This is a genomic window from Intrasporangium flavum (assembly GCF_001956915.1).
Classification (GTDB): Bacteria; Actinomycetota; Actinomycetes; order Actinomycetales; family Dermatophilaceae; genus Monashia; species Monashia flava.
Map to the genome: position 1 here is coordinate 61,991 of NZ_MLJO01000002.1, position 17,144 is coordinate 79,134.

A 17,144-nucleotide genomic window follows, 5' to 3' on the forward strand; every position below is an offset into this window, starting at 1 on the left:
CCTGCCGTTGCCCCGGTCCCGTGCGCGCGCGTCGGGTTGTCGCGTTCTCGTGTGCACGACGTGAGGCGGAGAGATGCTGGAGGGTGATGCGGCGCGCCGATGCCGCACGAGTCCCCGCCCGGGACCGGGAGCGGGCACGGGGAAGGAGCACGCCATGAGCACGTCGTCAGGACAGACACCGTCAGGGGCTCCCGAGCTGGAGAACGCGTCGGTCGACCCGTCGCTGGACCAGCTGAGGCTGCCGCCGCGCGAGGAGGGACCGCCGCCGGAGGACTACGTCGAGAACGACGACGTCCTCGACCCGCTGCCGACCCCCGACGAAGGGGACGTCGAGGACCACGTGTGGGTCGAGGAGTTCGGCGACTCCTTCTCGCGGGAGGTCGGGCGCGCCCCGTCGCAGGCGCGCGTGCCGAACGAAGAGATGGAGGGCTGAGCGATGGTCAGACCGGTCAGGACGTTCACGCTGGGATACGGGTTCCTCGCCCGCGGGACCCTGTGGTCGTGCGACAGGGATGCCGCCGGGAAGGGCCTGCACACCGGCATCGACCTGCTCACCGACATCGGGGTCGACGTGGTCGCCGCCCGCCCGGGGCTCGCGCGCCACGTCGACTTCGGCAACGCCCTCGGCGAGCACCAGGTGGCGGTGGAGGTCGCGGACGGCACCGTCGACTTCTACGCCCACATGCGGATGCGCATCGGGCACGGCATCCAGGTGAAGGCGGGCGACAAGCTCGGCGAGGTGGGCCTGGAGGGGAACACCAACACCCCGCACCTGCACCTCGAACGCCACAAGGACACGAGCGGCTGGCACTGCGGGGTCCACGTCAGCCCGCAGCCGAGCATCGACTTCCAGGTGGCGGCGGCCGTCGCGGCGCACGCCCCGCAGGCGCCCCGCGTCGACTACTCCCTGCCGATGCAGTGGATCCCGGACTGGTGGCCGGAGCCGGGACAGGCCGGCAGCTACTACGGGCCGAGCACGCCCGGCAAGGCCTTCTACTCGGGCCGCGTCGCCGCCGGCACGAACCGGGGCTGGAAGGCCTCGGGGTTCCTCGACCAGCAGAGCATCCAGACGCACATCCGCCAGATCCAGAAGGCCGCCGGGGCGGGCGTCACCGGGCGCTACGACCTCGCGACCCGCGACAAGGTCCAGAAGTGGCAGCAGGACCACGACGTGTCGCCGGCCAAGGGCATCGTCGGCCAGCTGACGTGGGTGGCGATGGCGCGCGCCCACCACCAGTAGCCCATCACCGGTAGCCCGACGCCGGGCGACCTAGAGCCACCGGCGCACCCGGGCCCGGTAGGCGTCGTAGGCCGGACCGAACTTGCCCGACAGGTAGCGCTCCTCGGGCTGGATCGCGCCCCACGACAGCAGGGCGACGCCGACCGGCACGAGCACGAGCGCCCAGGCCGACGGCACCAGCAGCGCGACGCCGACGTCGAGGGCGATCAGGCCGAGGTAGAGGGGGTTGCGGCTGACGCGGAAGGGCCCCGACTCGAGCAGCTGCGTCGTCGGGCCACCCGGGAGCACCGACGTGCCCCGCGACGCCATGACCGCCAGCGTCCAGCCGTTCCAGAGCACGAACGCGACGACGAGCACGCCACCGACCCAGCGAGCCGGCCCGGCCGGGACCGTGAACGGGTCGCCGACCCGGCTGGTCAGGCCGAGCCCCAGCAGGAGCGGCGCGCCGAGGGCGACCGGCGGCCACACCCGGAACGACGGCGCATCCACGCAGCGATCGTCCCACCGGCCGCGGACCCGGGGAGGGTTCCGGCTTTGGCGATTCCGGGGACAGCGTCCCGGGCCGGTGCCAGTCTGGGAAGCGGCTCGACAACCGGTCGAACTGACGGTGGCGGCGCGTTGAACAGCGAGCGCGCCGGCGCCGGCGCCGGGGGTCAGGCCTCAGGTTCGAGGGGACGCCGGTCCCGGGACGAGGCGCAACGGCTGACGTCCAGGTCGACGGCAAGGGTCCCCGCGGCGTGGGCAGCGCCGCGGGGACCATCTCGTGCCCGGTCTCAGGCGGCGGGGAGCCGGACGGTGACGCACAGGCCCCCGGTCGGGCGGGCCGCGAGGGTGAGCGTGCCGTCGTGCGCCTGCACGAGGCGGTCGACGATCGCGAGTCCCAGCCCGACGCCGGAGTGGTCGGCGTGGACGCGGTCGGTGCCGCGCCGGAACGGCTCGGTGAGCGTCGACACCAGGCGCGGGCTGAGCACCTCGCCGGTGTTCTCCACGGTGAGCAGCGCGGCGCCCGCCTCGACGCTCGTCCTGATCAGGACGGTGCCGTGCTCGGCCACGTTGTGGACGATCGCGTTGTGCACGAGGTTCGTCGCCATCTGCAGCAGCAGCGTCGGGGAGCCCGTGGTCGGGGCCCGCTCGCCGGACGCCTCGAGGGTGACGCCGTGCCGCGCGGCCAGGGGCAGGAGCGTCTCGGTGACCTCCTCGGCGAGGAGAGACAGGTCGACGGGTTCGCGGGTGAACGACCGCTGGTCGGCGCGGCTGAGCAGCAGGAGGGCCTCGGTGAGGTCGATGGCCCGGGCGTTGACGACCTGGAGGCGGTCGAGCAGCTCGCCGACGTCGCGGTCGGGGTCCCGGCGGGCCACGTCGAGGAGGGTCTGCGTGATGGCGAGGGGGGTGCGCAGCTCGTGGGAGGCATTGGCGGCGAAGCGCTGCTGCTCGGCCACGTGGGCCTCGAGGCGCGCGAGCATGGCGTCGAAGCTGTCGGCGAGCTCGCGGAACTCGTCGCGGTGGCCCTCCAGCTCGATGCGGTGCGACAGCGACCCGGTCGCGGCCCGACGCGTGGCGGAGGTGATGCGCGTCAGGGGAGCGAGCATCCGCCCGGCGAGGAACCAGCCGCCCACGAGGCCGAGGACGAGCAGGACGACGAGGGCCTGGACCGCCCGGGGCGTGAACGCGTCCGCGAGGTCCGAACGCGTCGGGGTGAACGGCCCGGGGCCGAAGGTCGACCGGTCGGGCACGTAGCGCAGCAGGAAGACCCAGACCGTGGCGAGCAGCAGTCCGCCGGCGACCATGAGGAACCCGGCGTAGCTGAGGGTGAGCTTGAGGCGGACGCTCATCCCCGGGGTCCTATCCACGATGTCCTCCTGCGCGGTCGGTGGTGCCGGCCGTGCCGGCGGTGCCCGGCTCGCTGTCGATGCGGTAGCCGACGCCCGGGACGGTGACGATGACCCAGGGCTCGCCGAGCCGCTTGCGCAGCGCGGACACGGTGATGCGCACCGCGTTGGTGAACGGGTCGGCGTTCTCGTCCCAGGCGCGCTCGAGCAGCTGCTCGGCGCTGACGACGCCACCCTCGGCGGCGAGGAGCACCTCGAGCACCGCGAACTGCTTGCGGGTCAGCGCGACGTAGCGGCCGTCACGGTAGACCTCGCGGCGGAACGGGTCGAGCCGCAGGCCGGCGAGCTCGCGGACAGGCGGCCGGTGGTGGGCCCGCCGGCGGTCCAACGCCCGCAGCCGCAGCACGAGCTCCTGGAAGTCGAAGGGCTTGGTCAGGTAGTCGTCGGCGCCGAGCTCGAACCCGGACGCCTTGTCGTCGAGCCGGTCGGCGGCGGTCAGCATGAGGATCGGCATGCCGGAGCCGGACGCGACGATGTGCCGGGCGATCTCGTCGCCCGACGGGCCCGGGACGTCGCGGTCGAGCACGGCGATGTCGTAGGTGTTGGTGCCCAGCAGCTCGAGCGCGGTCTCGCCGTCGCCGGCGACGTCGGCGGCGATCGCCTCCAGGCGCAGCCCGGTGCGGACGGCATCCGCCAGGTACGGCTCGTCCTCGACCACCAGCACGCGCATGACTCGATGCTAGAGAGGCGCACCTTTCGTCCGCGTATCGAAATCCGCAGACGGGCCGGCAACACGTCGCTGCCTTGACTGGGTCGCATGCCGACGAACCGACAACGCCCGACCCATCACCTGACCCGATCGACCCTGGTCGCAGTCCTTCTCGCCGCCGCGGCCCTTCCTGCCCTCGCCGGGTGCAGCGCCGGCGGCGACCCTGCCGGCCCCTCCGCGACGAGGGCGCTCGCGGGCTCACCGGACGCGGCCTCGCCCGGCAAGTCGGCGGGCCCGTCACGCGGTGCGTCGGCCGACGCGTCGGGGAAGGCCTCGCCCGTGGGCCGCCGAAGCGTGCGCGTCGCGCAGCCGCCTCCCGGCGCGCCGGAGGGCGACGCCCACGCGCGGCTCGGCGCTGCGGACGGGGAGGTCCCCTCCGGTGTGACGGCCTTCGACGACTACCCCGCCGTCGACAACCTCGACCCCGCGCTGCTCGGTGCCCTCCGTGCCGCGTCGAGGCAGGCCGGGGCCGACGGCGTCGAGATCTACGTCTCGAGCGGTTGGCGGTCCAGGGCCTACCAGGAGCAGCTCCTCGACCAGGCCGTCGCGCGGTACGGCTCGCGCGAGGAGGCGGCCCGCTGGGTCTCGACGCCTGCCACGTCGGCGCACGTGTCGGGGCACGCCGTCGACGTCGGGAGGTCGGACGCCGCGGAGTGGCTGGCCGACCACGGTGCCCGGTTCGGCCTGTGCCGGGTCTACGACAACGAGCCGTGGCACTTCGAGCTGCGGCCCGACGCCGTGAGTCAGGGCTGCCCGGCCGGGTACGCCGACCCGACGCAGGACCCGAGGACCCAGCGGTGACCGTCGGCCTGCGGGGCACCGCGCCCCACCCCGTCCCGGGTCCTCCACGGACGCTGCTGCCCGACGACGCCTGGCACGGCTACCTCGCCGTGTACGACCACCTGGCCTCGGTGACCATCGCCGTACTGCCGATGGTCGCACTGGCGGCCTGGGTGCTGGCACGGAGGCGGCGGAGCGCCGGCGTTGAACCCGGGTGGGCGACGCGCACCGCCGTGACCGAGGTGGGCCTGGTGTACGCGATGCTGCCGGCGCTGTGGCTGACCCTTGACCCGGGCGCCCGCGCGGGCTCCGTCACCGGCGCCGTGAGCCTCGTGCCGCTGCAGGACCTGCCCCACATGGGGACCTTCCAGGTCGTCGGCAACCTCCTGCTCCTGGCGGTACCGGGGTTTCTCGCGCCGCTGCGGTTCGCGGTCGTCGCGTCGCTGCCGCGGATGCTCGTGGCCGCGGCCGCCGTCTCCGCGTCGATCGAGACCGCCCAGTACGTCCTGCAGCTGGACCGCGTGTCCTCCGTCGACGACGTGCTGCTCAACACCATCGGTGCCGGGCTGGCGGCCCTCGCCTCCCGACGCGGGTGGCGCGGCAGGCGTGACCGCGACCTCACGCGACCGCGACGAGCGGCCGTGGTGTGATCGTCGCGTGGACAGTGACGACCGCCCCCGCCGGAGCGGGCTGCTCGACGTCGGCGACGGCAATGACGTGTATTGGGAGGAATGGGGAGCCGCGGACGGTGTGCCGGCGCTCTACGTCCACGGTGGCCCCGGAGGGGCTCTCGGTGCGAGTGCCTACCGTGAGCGGTTCGACCTGGGCGCGACGCGGGTGGTGGGCTTCGAGCAGCGCGGGTGCGGTCGCTCGACACCGCACGCCGGAGACGCCAAGGCGTCGCTCGCGACCAACGACACCCCGCACCTCGTCGCCGACATGGAGGCGTTGCGCGTCCACCTCGGCATCGACGCGTGGGTGATCAACGGCGTCTCCTGGGGCTCGACGCTCGCGCTGGCCTACGCGCAGGAGCATGCGGCGCGCGTCCTCGGGGTCGTCCTCTACGCGGTGACGACGACGAGCCGGTCCGAGGTGGACTGGATCACCGAGGGCATGGGCGCGATCTTCCCCGAGGCCTGGGACCGGTTCGCCGGTCACGCCGAGCGGGCCGGCATCGGCTACCGCCGCGGTGAGGCGCGCCTGGTCGAGGCCTACGCAAGGCTGCTGGAGTCGCCGGACCCGCAGGTGCGCGACGCCGCCTCGCGCGAGTGGGCCCTCTGGGAGGACACCCACGTCAGCATCGGCGCCGGCGGCTTCCACCGGCATCCCCGCTGGGACGACGACCGGTTCAGGCACGCCTTCGCACGGCTGACGACCCACTACTGGTCCCACGACGGCTTCTGCGACCCGCCGATCCTCGAGCGGATGAACCGGCTGCGGAGCATCCCGGCGACCCTCGTCCACGGACGGCGCGACATCTCGAGCCCGGTGACGACGGCGTGGCGCCTGCACCGGTCGTGGCCCGGATCCGAGCTGCTCGTCGACGAGGGCGACGGGCACGGCGGCACCTCGATGACGGCCCGCTGGTACGCCGCCAACGCCGCCCTCGTCGCCCGGGTGCGACGCCAACACCGGTCCGAACCGCCGGCACCGTAGGTCGGCCCGTGGCGCCCCGCGCTTGCGGGCACGGCCGGGTCGCCGGGCCGGCTCCGCACGCGGCCTCAGGGCTCCACGCAGAACTCGTTGCCCTCGGGATCTGCCATGACGACGAGCTCGCCGTCGGCACCGATGATGCTGCCGCCGAGCGCGACGAGCCGCTCCACCTCGGCGCCGACCGGCCCCATCGCCCTGAGGTCGAAGTGCTGGCGGTTCTTGGCGGTCTTCGGCTCCGGCACGCGTCGGAACCACAGGTTGGGCCCGCCCCACCCGGCCGGCTCGACCCACGCGCGGTCGGTGGTGCTGTCCTCGTCGACGTTCGAGCCCAGCGCGGCGGCCCAGAAGGTCGCGAGCGCGAGGGCGTCGGCGCAGTCGAACGTCACGGACTTCACGTGAGACACCATGTTGAGGAATCTAGGGCGTCGTGCACCGCGCGGCACCCACGACGTGAGGGACGATCGAGGCATGGCTGACGACACCTTCGACCTCGCCCGCTTCGTGGCGGCCCAGGACGACGGCGGCACCTACGATCGGGCGCTCGCCGAGCTGCATGCCGGGCGGAAGCGGTCGCACTGGATGTGGTTCGTCTTCCCGCAGGTGGCGGGGCTCGGATCGAGTCCGGCGGCTCGCACCTACGCGATCAGCGGGGTCGACGAGGCCCGCGCCTACCTGGCCCACCCGGTGCTCGGGGCCCGGCTCCGCGAGGCCGCGCTCGCCGTCACCGACCTGGGCGCCCGGGACCCGGCCGCCGTCATGGGCTCGAGCATCGACGCGATGAAGCTGCGCTCGTCCATGACGCTCTTCGCCGTGGCGGCGCGGGACGAGGACGACGCGCGCCTCTTCCGGGGCGTCCTGGACCGGTACTTCGCCGGCCAGGAGGACCCCAGGACCACCACCCTGCTCACCTGAGCCGCCCGGCGCCGATCCCGCCGACGGCCGATCGCCCTGTGTTCACGGACTGTTCGGCCATCGGTCGGTGACCGTGGATGCCGATCGGGATCGTGGCCGGATAGCGTCCTACGTGCAGGCCGCAGTGACCGCAGGTGCGGTCGTGCCGGACGCCGTGATGGCCGAGTTGGTGCTCATGACGTCCGACACGCGATCAGGCCCAACGTCGAACCTGCTTGCGGCAGAACGCCTTCCAGGCAGACTCGAACTCAGCTTCGGCTCGTTCGGCGCGCGCCTGCTCGAGGGCGTGGAGGCGACCGTAGGTGAAGCCGTTCTCGCCCGCGAGGTGGGCCTGCACGCCCAGCTCGCGCAGCCGCACGCGCGCCGTCACCGCGTCCTGGTGGGTCCCGAGGATCTTCTGCACCCGCTTGGCGTCCTTGGCCAGCGAACGAGCTCGCTTGCCCGACGCGCGCTCCGCGGACTCGGCCGCGTAGCGCAGGCGCTTGGCCTTCTTGCGGGCCTCGTGGAAGGCCGCGTCGCGCTCGGCCTGGCCGGAGGCGTCTGCGATGTCCCCCACGGCACGGCGGAGCCGCTCGAGGTCGCGGGCCAGCAGCCGACGCGCCATCTTGCGTGCCGGGTTCGCGGCAGCGGACTCCAGCGGCGGGTCGGCCAGGAGCGCGTCGAGGGTGTCGAGCAGTCGCAGGTACCGCTCGCTGTCGATCGCCTCGCCGACCTTGGCGAGCCCGGACGCGTGGTCCGCGCCCAGCTCGTCGTCGATGCGGTTCGCGACGGGCCCCATGACCAGCTCCGGGGGCTCGGCCGAGACGACCTCGACCAGGTGCTCGCGCAGCACCTGGGCATCGCGTGCCGGCGCGAGCTCCTGCCCGATCCAGCGCAGCTCCTCCCGGACAGGGTCGGTGGCTGCACGGTCGAGCACGGGCCGGAAAGTCGTGAGGGCGGAGCGCAACGTCCGGGCGGCGATGCGGAGGCGGTGGACCGACTCGGGCAGCCCTGCGCGGAGGCGCGCATCCTGCTCGTTCAGCCGCGCCACCTGCGCTGCGAGGTGCGTCGACAGCAGCTCGCCGACCGACCCTTCAGGCAGCTCGGCGCGCAGGGGCCCGGCGGGGGTCCGGGTGAGCGGGTCGCCCAGTGCGCGAGCGAGTTTCGAGGCTGACGCCGCAGGTGCTGCGCCGGCCTCGAGAAGGACGTCGGCGAGGGCATCGAGCACCGAGGCCGGGCCCCGGTCGAGCTCGACCTCCCACTCACGCCACGTCTGCTCCGGGCTGTCGGTCTCGAGCAGGCGGGCGCGCACCGAGTCGTCGGTGACCCGGGCCAGGACGCTGCCGTCGGCATCGCGCACGGCGTACTCGCGCCGGGCCGTGCTCAGGGTCACGACGGGGGCGAGCGGCCGGTTCCGGGTGATGCCGCGGGCGCGGGCGCGCAGCTCCTCGGGAAGCCCGTCGTCCGCGCTCCCGAGCGGCACGCGCACCTCCGTGCGGGTGTCCGGCCCGGCGGGCAGCTTGAGGGTCCACCCGTCGTCGGTGCCCCCGGAGCGCCTCCGCAGCGTCATCCCGTGCCGCGCGAGGTCGTGGTCGGGCGTGTCGTAGTACACGGCCTCGAGATCGTGGTCGTCGGGCTGTTCGACCGAGACGACGCCCTCGGCCGCAGTGAGGTTGGGGAAGACGGTCTCCGCCCCCACGTCGAACTTGCGCTCGGTCTCGTTCACCTCGGAAGCGGCCATGCTCCGATCTTGGTCCGCCGGGCCGCGCTGGCAAAGACCCCCGGGCTCACACGTACCGGCTCGCGGACCGGCCGCCGCGGCTAGGGTGCCCGTATGGCGACCTTCCGCACCGTGCTCGAGGCGACCGGCGGCAACAACGTCGGCATCGTCGTGCCAGAGGCGACGGTGCTCGCCTTCGACCGCGGCACGCGGGTGCCCGTCATCGTCACGATCGACGGCGGCTACACGTACAAGACGACGATCGGCGTCATGGGCGGTCGCTACCTCGTGTCGTTCAACGCGGAGACCCGCAAGCAGACCGGCCGCGGTGCCGGCGACGAGGTCGAGGTCGAGCTGGTCGCCGACCCCGACCGCTGACGCGTCCCGCCTGCGGGGACGCCGTCAGGGCCGCAGCCGTCACGGCCGTGGCCACCCGGTGCTCCCAAGCGTCCTCCTGGACCGTCTCAGCACGTCGTACCGGTCCCGCCGACCCGGATGCACGACGAAGGCCGAAACCGCCTCCGGAGGGCGGGCGGGCTGCCCTGAGCGACGACGTCACACCGGGAGGGTGACGCGCTCGCGTGGTCGTCGGACGGCACAATCGCTCATGGGAGGACACGTCCGCAGCCGGCGCGCCGTCGCAACGGTCGTCGCCGCGCTCGCCGTCGGCGCCGTGGCCGCCGGCTGCAGCGGCGGTGGCTCGGTGACGCTGCCGACGTCGGTGTCGCGGACCGCCACGACGAGCGTGACCGGACCCGCCCTGACGCTGCCCACCCTCACGCGCACGGGCCAGACCCCGAGCGAGGCCCCGAGCGAGACCCCGAGCGCGACTCCGAGCGCGACCCCGACCGAGACCTCGGCGGTGTCGCCGAGCCCGACGAGCGGCACGGCGTCGGAGCGGCCGACGGCCACCCGACCGGACGCCACCCGGACGACCACCGTGACGCAGACGAGCACCGCGACCGTGACGCAGACGGCCAGCGCGACCGTGACCCGGACGGAGACGGCGACCGTGACCGCGTCACCCACGACGCGGAGCGCGACGCCGACGCCCAGCGCGGCGGAGAGCACGTCGACCCAAGCCGCCCCGGTGGCATCGGCCCCCGTCGCCGACCAGGGGACGGTCTGGTGGCCGTGGCTGCTCTTCGCCCTCGTCGTGCTCGGAACCCTCGTCGGGCTCCTCGTGCGCCGCCGCCGGACGAGCGAGGTGCTCGCCGCGTGGGACGCCCGGCTCGACGCCGCCCGGCAGGAGGCGTCGTGGGTCGAGGACGCCCTGACCACGCAGGTGCTCTCGACGGCGACCCCCGAGGAGGCCTCGAGCGTCTGGTCCGCGGCCCAGCCCCGGCTGCTGGCGATCGACGAGGACCTCCACGCCCTCGTGACCGACGCCCCGGACGAGCAGCGCGCCGCGACCGCGACGGGCCTTCGCGAGCAGCTGGGCCGCCTCGTCGCGGCCGTCGGAGCCGACGTGGCCGCGGGGCCGGGTACGGACGCCGACGGCTTCCGGACGCGGCGGGCCGCGATCGACGCCGCACGGCGCGACCTGCGCGGCACCCTCGGCCCCGCCGGCCCGCCACCGCCTCCTCCGGGCTAGGACGCGTCGGCCGGGACGCGTCGGAGGGTCCCGTCAGGGGGCGTCGGCCGGGACGAGGTAGCCCTCGGCGTCGACCGTCACGCGCACCGGGTCGCCGATCCACAGCGAGCCGTCCGCGCCGTCGTGGTGGAACCCGAAGATCACGGTGCTGCCGTCGGCGCGGGTGACCACCGGTGCCGCGAACAGGGTCGGGTCGGCCCGGAACGGCCGTGCCAGCGTCAGGTCCCACGGCCCGAGCAGGCCGGGGGAGGGCACCGACCACGTGCAGCAGCCGGCCGCGTCGCGCCGGCGTTCGGGGGTCATCTCGTCGGGGTGGCAGGTGAAGACGAGCACCGGCCGGCCGTCGACGACCTGGCTGCGCAGCACCTCGAGCTGGCCGAACCCGGCGCCGGGGGCGCAGAGCGGCGGGCGCACCTCCCACGTCTCGAGGTCGGGGCTCCACGCATGGGCGATGACGCCGTCGTCGTTGCGATCGGCGTCGCGGGCGCGGGCGGTCACCAGCAGGTGCCAGCCGTCGCCGTCGGGGTCCGGCAGCACGAGGGGGTCGCGCCACGTCTCGCTGCTGCCCTCGAGGTCGGGGCCCTCGGTGGGGACGGGGTGCGAGGAGAGCGTCTTGTAGTGCCGGGGGTCGATCCGCAGCGCCGGCTCGGAGGACGTGCGCGTCCAGTGGTGCAGGTCGTCGGAGACGGCCGAGCCGATCCGTTGGTCGTAGACGTGGTGCCCCGCCGTGGAGATGGCGGTGTAGAACATCCGCCAGCGGTCGCCCTCCCGGATCGTCGAGCCCGTCCAGATCGCAAGGTCGTCGAAGCCCGCCTCGGCGGGCACGAAGGTCTCGCCGAGGACCTCCCACTCGACGCAGTCCGTCGACACGGCGTGCCCGACGGTCGCGTTGACGTGGCGCAGACCCGGGTCGCCGAGCGAGGTCGGGGCGTGCAGGTAGAACAGGTGGACCCGGTCGCCGTCGGTGACGGTCCAGGCGTCCCAGACCCAGTGGTCCTCGAGGCGCAGCATGGGCCGAGTCTGACACCGGCCGGCCCCGAGCGGGAGCGCCGGATCAGTTCTGTCGGGCCGCCAGCGCCTCGAAGTTCTCGTACAGCTCGGGGACGCCGAGCTTGTCGCGCAGCTTCGTCGCCGCGGGACCGACGCGGGCCCAGAGCCCCGACACCCAGAGCCAGTCCAGCACGAGGTCGGTGTCGAGCAGCCCGTTCTTCGTGAGCGTCCCGATCGTCTCGCCCCAGTTCAGGATCCGCGACACGAGGACGTCGTCGACCGACGCCGTCTCGGGGTCGAACGTGTCGGCCCACACGGCGTGCTGCGCTTCCTCGATGCCCATCGCCGAGCCCCACTGTGCGAGCTGCACGAGCAGGGCGGCGTCCTCACGGTTGGCCACGTGACCTTCTCCTGTCCGGCCTCGGTCCCCGCCCCTCGGTCCTCGATGCTGACGGCATCGACGCTACTCGCGGGCGCCGGCCCCGGAGGGTCTTTCGGCGGTGGTCCGGGGCTTGCGGGGTCGGGATGCGCCGGCTGTGCCCGTCAGCATCCCGACGGGCCGCACGCCCCCGCGTCGGAGGGTGGCGCGCCGATCTGGACCAGCTGTGGCGCCGCCCGCAGCGTCGCGGCCATGGGAAGGCCGGCGCGCCCGGACGGTGCCGAGGCCGGCCCGCAGCAGCCGCCGCTCCCGGCGTCGGCCGTGGTGGCGTCGGCATCGTCGAACAGCCCGGCGCCACCGCAGACGCCGGTTTCGGGGAGGGTGAGCTCGACGCGGGAGGCAGCCGCGTCGTCGCCGGCCAGGGCGGCCGCCACGGAACGCACCTGCTCGTAGCCGGTGAGGGCGAGGAACGTCGGGGCCCGGCCGTAGCTCTTCATGCCGACGACGTAGAGGTCCGACTCGTCGTGGGCCAGCTCGTGGGCGCCGTGCGGGTAGACGGTCCCGCACGAGTGGACGTTGGGGTCGATGAGCGGGGCCAGCGCGGCCGGTGCCTCGAGGCGGCTGTCGAGCCGCAGGCGCACCTCGGACAGGATCGAGAGGTCGGGCCGGAAGCCGGTCAGGCCGACGACCTCGTCGAGGCCCTCGATGCGGGTGCCGTCCTCGCCGACGAAGGTGAGGGCGCCGCCACCGACGCCGTGGTCGGCGTCGGTGCGCTCGACGGCCCGGGTCCGGAAGCCGGTGACCACCTCGACGCGTCCGGCGACGACGGCCTCGCGGGCCCGCTGCCCGAGCGCCCCGCGGGCCGGGAGCTGGTCGGCGTCGCCCCCGCCGTAGGCGTTGCCCACAGCACCGCGGCGCAGCACCCAGACGACCTCGGTGCCGGGAACGCGCTCGGCCAGGGCGGCCAGGGCCACGACGGCGGTCAGCGCCGAGTGGCCGGAGCCGACGACGGCGGTGCGCCGCCCGCCGTGGCGACCGGCGTCGGTCGGGTCGGCGCTCGCGGCGTCGGCGGTGTCCGGGACGCGGTACGTGACGTGCGGGGCGACTGCCGGGTCGTGCTCGCCGTCGGCGGGGTAGCCGTCGGCTCCGAGGGGGCCCGGACGCGTCCACGTGCCCGACGCGTCGACGACGGCCCGGGCGCTGAGCCGCGACGCGCGGCCCGCGCCGTCGGTGACGTGCACCGTGAAGGGCTGGCTCTCGCGACCCGAGTCGACGACGCGGTCACGGCCGGCCCGGGCGACGCCGGTCACGCTGTGGCCGTAGCGGACCCGGTCGCCGAGGGCATCGGCCAGCGGTTGCAGGTAGAGGCGGACCCACTCGGCGCCGGTGGGGTAGCGGTCGGGCTCGGGCGCGACCCACCCGGTGGGCTCGAGGAGGCGCCGTGCGGCTGGGTCGACGAGCTCGGACCAGCGGGAGAAGAGCCGGACGTGTCCCCACTCGCTGACGGCCGCGCCCGCGTGGTCGCCACGCTCGAGGACGACCGGGTCGAGGCCGCGCTCGAGCAGGTGCGCGGCCGCGGCGAGCCCGATCGGGCCGGCGCCGATGACGGCGGTGGGCGCCTCGGTGGCAGGCGTCCCGGTGGGGGCGAGGGGGGCCATGGGTCAACCTCCGGTTCGGTGCCGGGCGTGGTCCGGCAGCACGGTGATTCGACATCCGTCGATGTGATGACGCGGCCATCTTGCGCCGCTGTTTCGATGGATGTCAAGATAGACGCATGTCGAATCAGCTCGCGGTCCGAGATGTCACCACCCGGCGCGAGACCGACGGCACCGGCGTGTGCTGCACGCCGCTGGCCCGGGGCCCGCTCGAGGCGGCGGACGCCGAGAACGTGGCGGCGATGTTCAAGGCCCTCGGCGACCCGGTGCGGCTGCGGCTCTTCTCCAACGTCGCCTCCGCGGCGGGCGGCGAGGCCTGCGTCTGCGACATCCAGGACGTCGGGGTGTCCCAGCCGACCGTCTCGCACCACCTGCGCAAGCTGCGCGAGGCCGGGCTGCTGGAGTCCGAGCGTCGCGGCACGTGGGTGTACTACCGCGTGGCTTCCGGGGTGCTGGCGACCATGGCGCAGCTGCTCGCGCCCGCCGACGCCTGACCGCCCCCGGATGGGAGCCAGGCCCGAGACCGCCGCCGTCCCCGACGCGCGGGCGACCCCTGCCGGCACCCCGTCGGACTCCGGGGAGGTCGACGTCGTCGTCATCGGAGGTGGGCAGGCGGGGCTCGCCACGGCGTTCCACCTGCGCCGGGCCGGGCTGGTCCCCGGGAGCGACTTCGTCGTCCTCGATGCCGGCGAGCACCCGGGCGGGGCCTGGCAGCACCTGTGGCCGTCCCTGCACCTGTTCTCCCCGGCCGAGTTCTCCTCGCTGCCAGGCTGGCTCATGCCTCCGTCGGGCGAGCCCTACCCGCCCGCGCGGCACGTCGTCGACTACCTGGCCGCGTACGAGCAGCGCTACGGCCTGCACGTGCGCCACGGTGTCGCGGTCCGCGCGGTGTCCCGGGTCGACGAGGACCCCGCTGGGTGGCTCGAGGTCGCCGCGGCCGGCGGACCTGCCTGGCGGGCGCGCGCGGTCGTCAGCGCCACCGGCACCTGGGGGCGCCCGTTCCTGCCGCACTACCCCGGGCAGGACGCGTTCGCCGGCCGGCAGCTGCACAGCGCCCACTACGCCGGTCCCGAGCCGTTCGCGGGCGCGCGGGTCGTCGTCGTCGGTGGCGGCAACACCGCCGCGCAGCTGCTCGCCGAGCTGTCGCAGGTCGCCGCCACGAGGTGGGTCACGCTGCGCCCGCCCCGGTTCCTGCCCGACGACGTCGACGGGCGCGTCCTCTTCGACGTGGCCACCGCTCGCCGCAGGGCCCTCGACGCCGGCCGTGCCGACCCCGGGGGAGTGGCCGGTCTCGGGGACGTCGTCATGGTCCCGTCGGTCCGGGCCGCCCGCGACCGCGGGGTCCTCGTGGCCGAGCCGATGTTCGAGCGCCTCACCCCGACCGGCGTCCGGTGGGCCGACGGCACCACCGCGGCCGCGGACGCCGTCGTGTGGTGCACGGGCTTCCGCCCGGACCTGCGCCACCTGGCACCGCTGCGCCTGACGCGCGACGGAACCCATCCCGCCACATCGGGGACCCGGGCCACCTCCGAGCCGAGGCTGCACCTCGTCGGCTACGGCGACTGGACCGGGCCCGCGTCCGCCACCCTCATCGGCGTCGGCCGCACCGCTCGGGACGCGGTCGCGACGATCCTCGGGCGCCGGCGGGGGCGGTCCTGATTCACCCCCGGCAGGTCGCGCGGCCCACCTAGCATGGAAGGTGCGCACCCTGGAGGGTCCATGACACGCGTCGCGATCGCAGAGGAGATGCGGGCTGCTCGCGACGACTTCCACGACCTGGTCGAGCACGCGCCCCGTTCCGAGCTGCGCCGGCGCAGCAACGGGACCCGGTGGACGAACGAGCAGCTGCTGTTCCACATGCTCTTCGGCTACCTGCTCGTGCGGAACCTCCTGTGGCTCGTGCGCGGGTTCAGCCACCTGCCCGACGCGGCGTCGCGCGGTTTCGCAGCGGCGCTCGATGCGGCGACGCGTCCCTTCCACGTCGTCAACTACCTGGGGTCCCTGGGCGGTCCCCGCCTGCTGGGCAGGTCCGGGATGGAACGCGCCATGGACCGCGTCACCGGCAGCCTGGTCGACCTCCTGGATCGTGCCGATGACCGGGCCCTTCGCCGCAGCATGCACTTCCCCCTGGGCTGGGACCCCTACTTCCACGACGTCATGACCGTGGAGGACGTCCTGCACTACGCGACGGTCCACTACCGGCACCACCGACGGCAGCTCACCCTGCCCGGCGCCCAAGCGCCCTGAGCCGGCGATGCGGCACGCACCAGCCGACGGAGCCGCCCTGCGCAGGACGCTCCCGGCAACGGCGGCCCTGCTGGCGGCGACGGCCGTGTGGGGCTCCACCTTCATCGTCACCAAGGACTCCCTCGACGAGCTGGACCCCGCCTCGTTCCTGACCTGGCGCTTCGGCATCGGCGCCGCCGCGCTCCTGCTCGTCCGCGGGGCCACCGTCGTCCGGCTGACGCGGCCCGAGCTGCGGCGCTCCGCCCTGCTCGGGGTGGCCCTGGCCGGCGGGTTCCTCCTCCAGACCAGCGGCCTGCAGCACACCCTGGCCGGGGTGTCGGGCTTCCTCACCGGTGCCGCCGTCATCCTGACGCCCGTCGTGGACGCCCTCGTCTTCCACGAACCGGTCGGTCGGGCCGGGTGGGCGGCCGTGGCCCTGTCCACCGTCGGGATCATCGCCCTCGCCGGCGGCGTCGCGGTGCCCTCCTCGCTCGGCACGGCGCTCACCCTGGGAGGCGCCGCCTGCTTCGCCGTGCACATCACCGGCCTGAGCCAGTGGGCCACGCGCGAGAACGCCTTCGGCCTGACCGCCCTCAGCGTCACCGTCGCAGCGCTGCTCTGCGCCGCCTTCGCGCTCGCGACCGGGCGGGGCGTCACGATCCCCGCCACGGCCACCGCCTGGCAGTCGGTGCTCTACCTCGGCGTCCTCGCCACGTGCGTCGGCTTCCTCGTCCAGGCCTGGGCGCAGTCGGCGCTGACGGCGACGGCCGCAGCGGTCGTCATGACCATGGAACCCGTGTTCGCCGCCGGCCTCGCTGCCGTCGTGGGCGAGACCGGCCTCGGTCGGGTCGGCTGGGCGGGGGGCCTCCTGGTCCTCGCCGGCATGGCCCTCACCGAGCTCGGACCGCGCGAGTGTTGCGACGCCATGGCACCCCGGGTCGAGTGCTGCTGAGGCGCGCCGCGCCGCTCGTGGGACGGACGCGTCAGTGCCCCGCGGGCGTCACGTCGAGCGAGGCCAGCAGGTCGAGGACCCGGCGCCGGATCTCGTCGCGGATGGGGCGCACCGACTCGACGCCCTTGCCGGCCGGGTCGTCGAGCTCCCAGTCCTCGTAGCGCTTGCCGGGGAAGATCGGGCAGGTGTCGCCGCAGCCCATCGTGATGACGACGTCGGACTCCTTGACCGCCTCGGTGGTGAGGACCTTGGGGGTCTCGGCCGTGATGTCGATGCCCTCCTCGGCCATGGCCGCGACGGCGGAGGGATTGACCTGGTCGGCCGGGGCGGAGCCGGCGGACCTCACCTCGACGGCGCCACCGGACAGGTGGGCCAGGTAGGCGGCGGCCATCTGGGAGCGGCCGGCGTTGTGGATGCAGACGAAGAGGACGGAGGGCTTGTCGGTCACGACGCTGGCTCCTGGGGT

The 17,144-nt window shown here is 74.4% G+C and carries 22 protein-coding genes; 12 read left to right on the forward strand and 10 right to left on the reverse strand.

What is annotated here, in order from left to right:
• Window positions 1-154: 154 nt before the first annotated feature.
• Entirely contained in the window at window positions 155-433 is a 279-nt protein-coding gene (locus tag BIV28_RS01180) for a hypothetical protein (protein ID WP_076258587.1), read from the forward strand.
• 3 nt (window positions 434-436) lie between these two features.
• Window positions 437-1,240, forward strand: coding sequence for a peptidoglycan DD-metalloendopeptidase family protein (locus BIV28_RS01185; RefSeq protein WP_076258589.1), 804 nt, complete (start codon window positions 437-439; stop codon window positions 1,238-1,240).
• A 30-nt stretch (window positions 1,241-1,270) separates the two neighbouring features.
• Here BIV28_RS01185 and BIV28_RS01190 read toward each other — a convergent pair whose 3' ends face one another.
• The 3 genes from BIV28_RS01190 to BIV28_RS01200 all read right to left on the reverse strand — a co-directional run bounded on the left by BIV28_RS01190 (window position 1,271) and on the right by BIV28_RS01200 (window position 3,799).
• Window positions 1,271-1,729: a methyltransferase family protein gene (locus BIV28_RS01190; protein ID WP_076258591.1), complete on the reverse strand. Its 459-nt coding sequence runs from the start codon at window positions 1,727-1,729 to the stop codon at window positions 1,271-1,273.
• 284 nt (window positions 1,730-2,013) lie between these two features.
• Window positions 2,014-3,072, reverse strand: a complete 1,059-nt coding sequence (locus BIV28_RS01195) for a sensor histidine kinase (RefSeq protein ID WP_083706933.1) — start codon at window positions 3,070-3,072, stop codon at window positions 2,014-2,016.
• Between the two features lie 10 nt (window positions 3,073-3,082).
• Window positions 3,083-3,799 carry a response regulator transcription factor gene (locus BIV28_RS01200; protein WP_076258594.1) on the reverse strand — a complete coding sequence of 239 codons (717 nt, stop codon included), beginning with the start codon at window positions 3,797-3,799 and terminating at the stop codon, window positions 3,083-3,085.
• 318 nt (window positions 3,800-4,117) lie between these two features.
• Here BIV28_RS01200 and BIV28_RS01205 point away from each other — a divergent pair, with 318 nt between their 5' ends.
• The 3 genes from BIV28_RS01205 to BIV28_RS01215 are packed head-to-tail and all read left to right on the forward strand — an operon-like array spanning window position 4,118 to window position 6,274.
• A complete protein-coding gene (locus tag BIV28_RS01205; RefSeq protein WP_242652712.1) occupies window positions 4,118-4,639 on the forward strand; it encodes a M15 family metallopeptidase in 522 nt (173 codons plus the stop codon).
• Entirely contained in the window at window positions 4,636-5,268 is a 633-nt protein-coding gene (locus BIV28_RS01210) for a VanZ family protein (protein WP_207555695.1), read from the forward strand. The genes BIV28_RS01205 and BIV28_RS01210 overlap by 4 nt, the downstream gene beginning before the upstream one ends.
• Before the next feature lie 7 nt (window positions 5,269-5,275).
• The gene (locus tag BIV28_RS01215) at window positions 5,276-6,274 is read left to right on the forward strand and encodes an alpha/beta fold hydrolase (protein WP_076258598.1); all 999 of its coding nucleotides are present in this window, start codon (window positions 5,276-5,278) and stop codon (window positions 6,272-6,274) included.
• 65 nt (window positions 6,275-6,339) lie between these two features.
• Here the strand turns inward: BIV28_RS01215 and BIV28_RS01220 are convergent, their stop codons facing one another.
• Window positions 6,340-6,678 (reverse strand): VOC family protein, encoded by a 339-nt coding sequence (locus tag BIV28_RS01220; RefSeq protein WP_076258600.1) that lies wholly within the window; start codon window positions 6,676-6,678, stop codon window positions 6,340-6,342.
• 61 nt (window positions 6,679-6,739) lie between these two features.
• Here BIV28_RS01220 and BIV28_RS01225 point away from each other — a divergent pair, with 61 nt between their 5' ends.
• Complete coding sequence (locus tag BIV28_RS01225) at window positions 6,740-7,183, forward strand: DUF1810 domain-containing protein (RefSeq protein WP_076258602.1); 444 nt, start codon at window positions 6,740-6,742, stop codon at window positions 7,181-7,183.
• A gap of 193 nt (window positions 7,184-7,376) precedes the next feature.
• Here BIV28_RS01225 and BIV28_RS01230 read toward each other — a convergent pair whose 3' ends face one another.
• A complete protein-coding gene (locus tag BIV28_RS01230) occupies window positions 7,377-8,903 on the reverse strand; it encodes a CYTH and CHAD domain-containing protein (protein WP_076258604.1) in 1,527 nt (508 codons plus the stop codon).
• A 93-nt stretch (window positions 8,904-8,996) separates the two neighbouring features.
• On the opposite strand from BIV28_RS01230, the gene BIV28_RS01235 reads away from it, so the two are divergent.
• Window positions 8,997-9,260 (forward strand): DUF1905 domain-containing protein, encoded by a 264-nt coding sequence (locus tag BIV28_RS01235; RefSeq protein WP_076258606.1) that lies wholly within the window; start codon window positions 8,997-8,999, stop codon window positions 9,258-9,260.
• A 177-nt stretch (window positions 9,261-9,437) separates the two neighbouring features.
• On the opposite strand, the gene BIV28_RS01240 is transcribed toward BIV28_RS01235, so the two are convergent.
• Window positions 9,438-9,953, reverse strand: coding sequence for a hypothetical protein (locus BIV28_RS01240; RefSeq protein ID WP_076258608.1), 516 nt, complete (start codon window positions 9,951-9,953; stop codon window positions 9,438-9,440).
• Window positions 9,954-9,972: 19 nt separating this feature from the next.
• On the opposite strand from BIV28_RS01240, the gene BIV28_RS01245 reads away from it, so the two are divergent.
• Window positions 9,973-10,476: a hypothetical protein gene (locus tag BIV28_RS01245; RefSeq protein ID WP_076258610.1), complete on the forward strand. Its 504-nt coding sequence runs from the start codon at window positions 9,973-9,975 to the stop codon at window positions 10,474-10,476.
• Window positions 10,477-10,509: 33 nt separating this feature from the next.
• Here BIV28_RS01245 and BIV28_RS01250 read toward each other — a convergent pair whose 3' ends face one another.
• From BIV28_RS01250 to BIV28_RS01260, 3 genes are all read right to left on the reverse strand, one after another.
• A complete protein-coding gene (locus BIV28_RS01250) occupies window positions 10,510-11,487 on the reverse strand; it encodes a glycoside hydrolase family protein (RefSeq protein WP_076258612.1) in 978 nt (325 codons plus the stop codon).
• Window positions 11,488-11,530: 43 nt separating this feature from the next.
• On the reverse strand, window positions 11,531-11,866 hold the full coding sequence (locus BIV28_RS01255; protein ID WP_076258614.1) for a DUF4760 domain-containing protein: 336 nt from the start codon (window positions 11,864-11,866) through the stop codon (window positions 11,531-11,533).
• 143 nt (window positions 11,867-12,009) lie between these two features.
• The gene (locus BIV28_RS01260; RefSeq protein WP_076258616.1) at window positions 12,010-13,503 is read right to left on the reverse strand and encodes an FAD-dependent oxidoreductase; all 1,494 of its coding nucleotides are present in this window, start codon (window positions 13,501-13,503) and stop codon (window positions 12,010-12,012) included.
• Window positions 13,504-13,619: 116 nt separating this feature from the next.
• On the opposite strand from BIV28_RS01260, the gene BIV28_RS01265 reads away from it, so the two are divergent.
• Genes BIV28_RS01265 through BIV28_RS01280 form a run of 4 tightly spaced genes read left to right on the forward strand, consistent with a single transcriptional unit; the run spans window position 13,620 to window position 16,678 of the window.
• A complete protein-coding gene (locus BIV28_RS01265) occupies window positions 13,620-13,994 on the forward strand; it encodes an ArsR/SmtB family transcription factor (RefSeq protein ID WP_076258617.1) in 375 nt (124 codons plus the stop codon).
• A gap of 10 nt (window positions 13,995-14,004) precedes the next feature.
• Window positions 14,005-15,159, forward strand: coding sequence for an ArsO family NAD(P)H-dependent flavin-containing monooxygenase (locus tag BIV28_RS01270; RefSeq protein ID WP_083706934.1), 1,155 nt, complete (start codon window positions 14,005-14,007; stop codon window positions 15,157-15,159).
• Window positions 15,160-15,219: 60 nt separating this feature from the next.
• Window positions 15,220-15,747 (forward strand): DinB family protein, encoded by a 528-nt coding sequence (locus BIV28_RS01275; RefSeq protein WP_207555696.1) that lies wholly within the window; start codon window positions 15,220-15,222, stop codon window positions 15,745-15,747.
• A gap of 7 nt (window positions 15,748-15,754) precedes the next feature.
• Window positions 15,755-16,678 carry a DMT family transporter gene (locus BIV28_RS01280; protein WP_076258621.1) on the forward strand — a complete coding sequence of 308 codons (924 nt, stop codon included), beginning with the start codon at window positions 15,755-15,757 and terminating at the stop codon, window positions 16,676-16,678.
• A gap of 31 nt (window positions 16,679-16,709) precedes the next feature.
• Here the strand turns inward: BIV28_RS01280 and BIV28_RS01285 are convergent, their stop codons facing one another.
• Window positions 16,710-17,126, reverse strand: coding sequence for an arsenate reductase ArsC (locus BIV28_RS01285; RefSeq protein WP_076258623.1), 417 nt, complete (start codon window positions 17,124-17,126; stop codon window positions 16,710-16,712).
• Window positions 17,127-17,144 lie beyond the last annotated feature (18 nt).

Excerpts from the sequence above, each read along its gene's own strand:
- BIV28_RS01180 (WP_076258587.1), top strand. The coding sequence starts at position 155 with ATGAGCACGTCGTCAGGACAGACACCGTCAGGGGCTCCCGAGCTGGAG.
- BIV28_RS01185 (WP_076258589.1), top strand. The coding sequence starts at position 437 with ATGGTCAGACCGGTCAGGACGTTCACGCTGGGATACGGGTTCCTCGCC.
- BIV28_RS01195 (WP_083706933.1), bottom strand. The coding sequence starts at position 3,072 with ATGAGCGTCCGCCTCAAGCTCACCCTCAGCTACGCCGGGTTCCTCATG.
- BIV28_RS01200 (WP_076258594.1), bottom strand. The coding sequence starts at position 3,799 with ATGCGCGTGCTGGTGGTCGAGGACGAGCCGTACCTGGCGGATGCCGTC.
- BIV28_RS01220 (WP_076258600.1), bottom strand. The coding sequence starts at position 6,678 with ATGGTGTCTCACGTGAAGTCCGTGACGTTCGACTGCGCCGACGCCCTC.
- BIV28_RS01225 (WP_076258602.1), top strand. The coding sequence starts at position 6,740 with ATGGCTGACGACACCTTCGACCTCGCCCGCTTCGTGGCGGCCCAGGAC.
- BIV28_RS01230 (WP_076258604.1), bottom strand. The coding sequence starts at position 8,903 with ATGGCCGCTTCCGAGGTGAACGAGACCGAGCGCAAGTTCGACGTGGGG.
- BIV28_RS01235 (WP_076258606.1), top strand. The coding sequence starts at position 8,997 with ATGGCGACCTTCCGCACCGTGCTCGAGGCGACCGGCGGCAACAACGTC.
- BIV28_RS01250 (WP_076258612.1), bottom strand. The coding sequence starts at position 11,487 with ATGCTGCGCCTCGAGGACCACTGGGTCTGGGACGCCTGGACCGTCACC.
- BIV28_RS01260 (WP_076258616.1), bottom strand. The coding sequence starts at position 13,503 with ATGGCCCCCCTCGCCCCCACCGGGACGCCTGCCACCGAGGCGCCCACC.
- BIV28_RS01265 (WP_076258617.1), top strand. The coding sequence starts at position 13,620 with ATGTCGAATCAGCTCGCGGTCCGAGATGTCACCACCCGGCGCGAGACC.
- BIV28_RS01270 (WP_083706934.1), top strand. The coding sequence starts at position 14,005 with ATGGGAGCCAGGCCCGAGACCGCCGCCGTCCCCGACGCGCGGGCGACC.
- BIV28_RS01275 (WP_207555696.1), top strand. The coding sequence starts at position 15,220 with ATGACACGCGTCGCGATCGCAGAGGAGATGCGGGCTGCTCGCGACGAC.
- BIV28_RS01280 (WP_076258621.1), top strand. The coding sequence starts at position 15,755 with ATGCGGCACGCACCAGCCGACGGAGCCGCCCTGCGCAGGACGCTCCCG.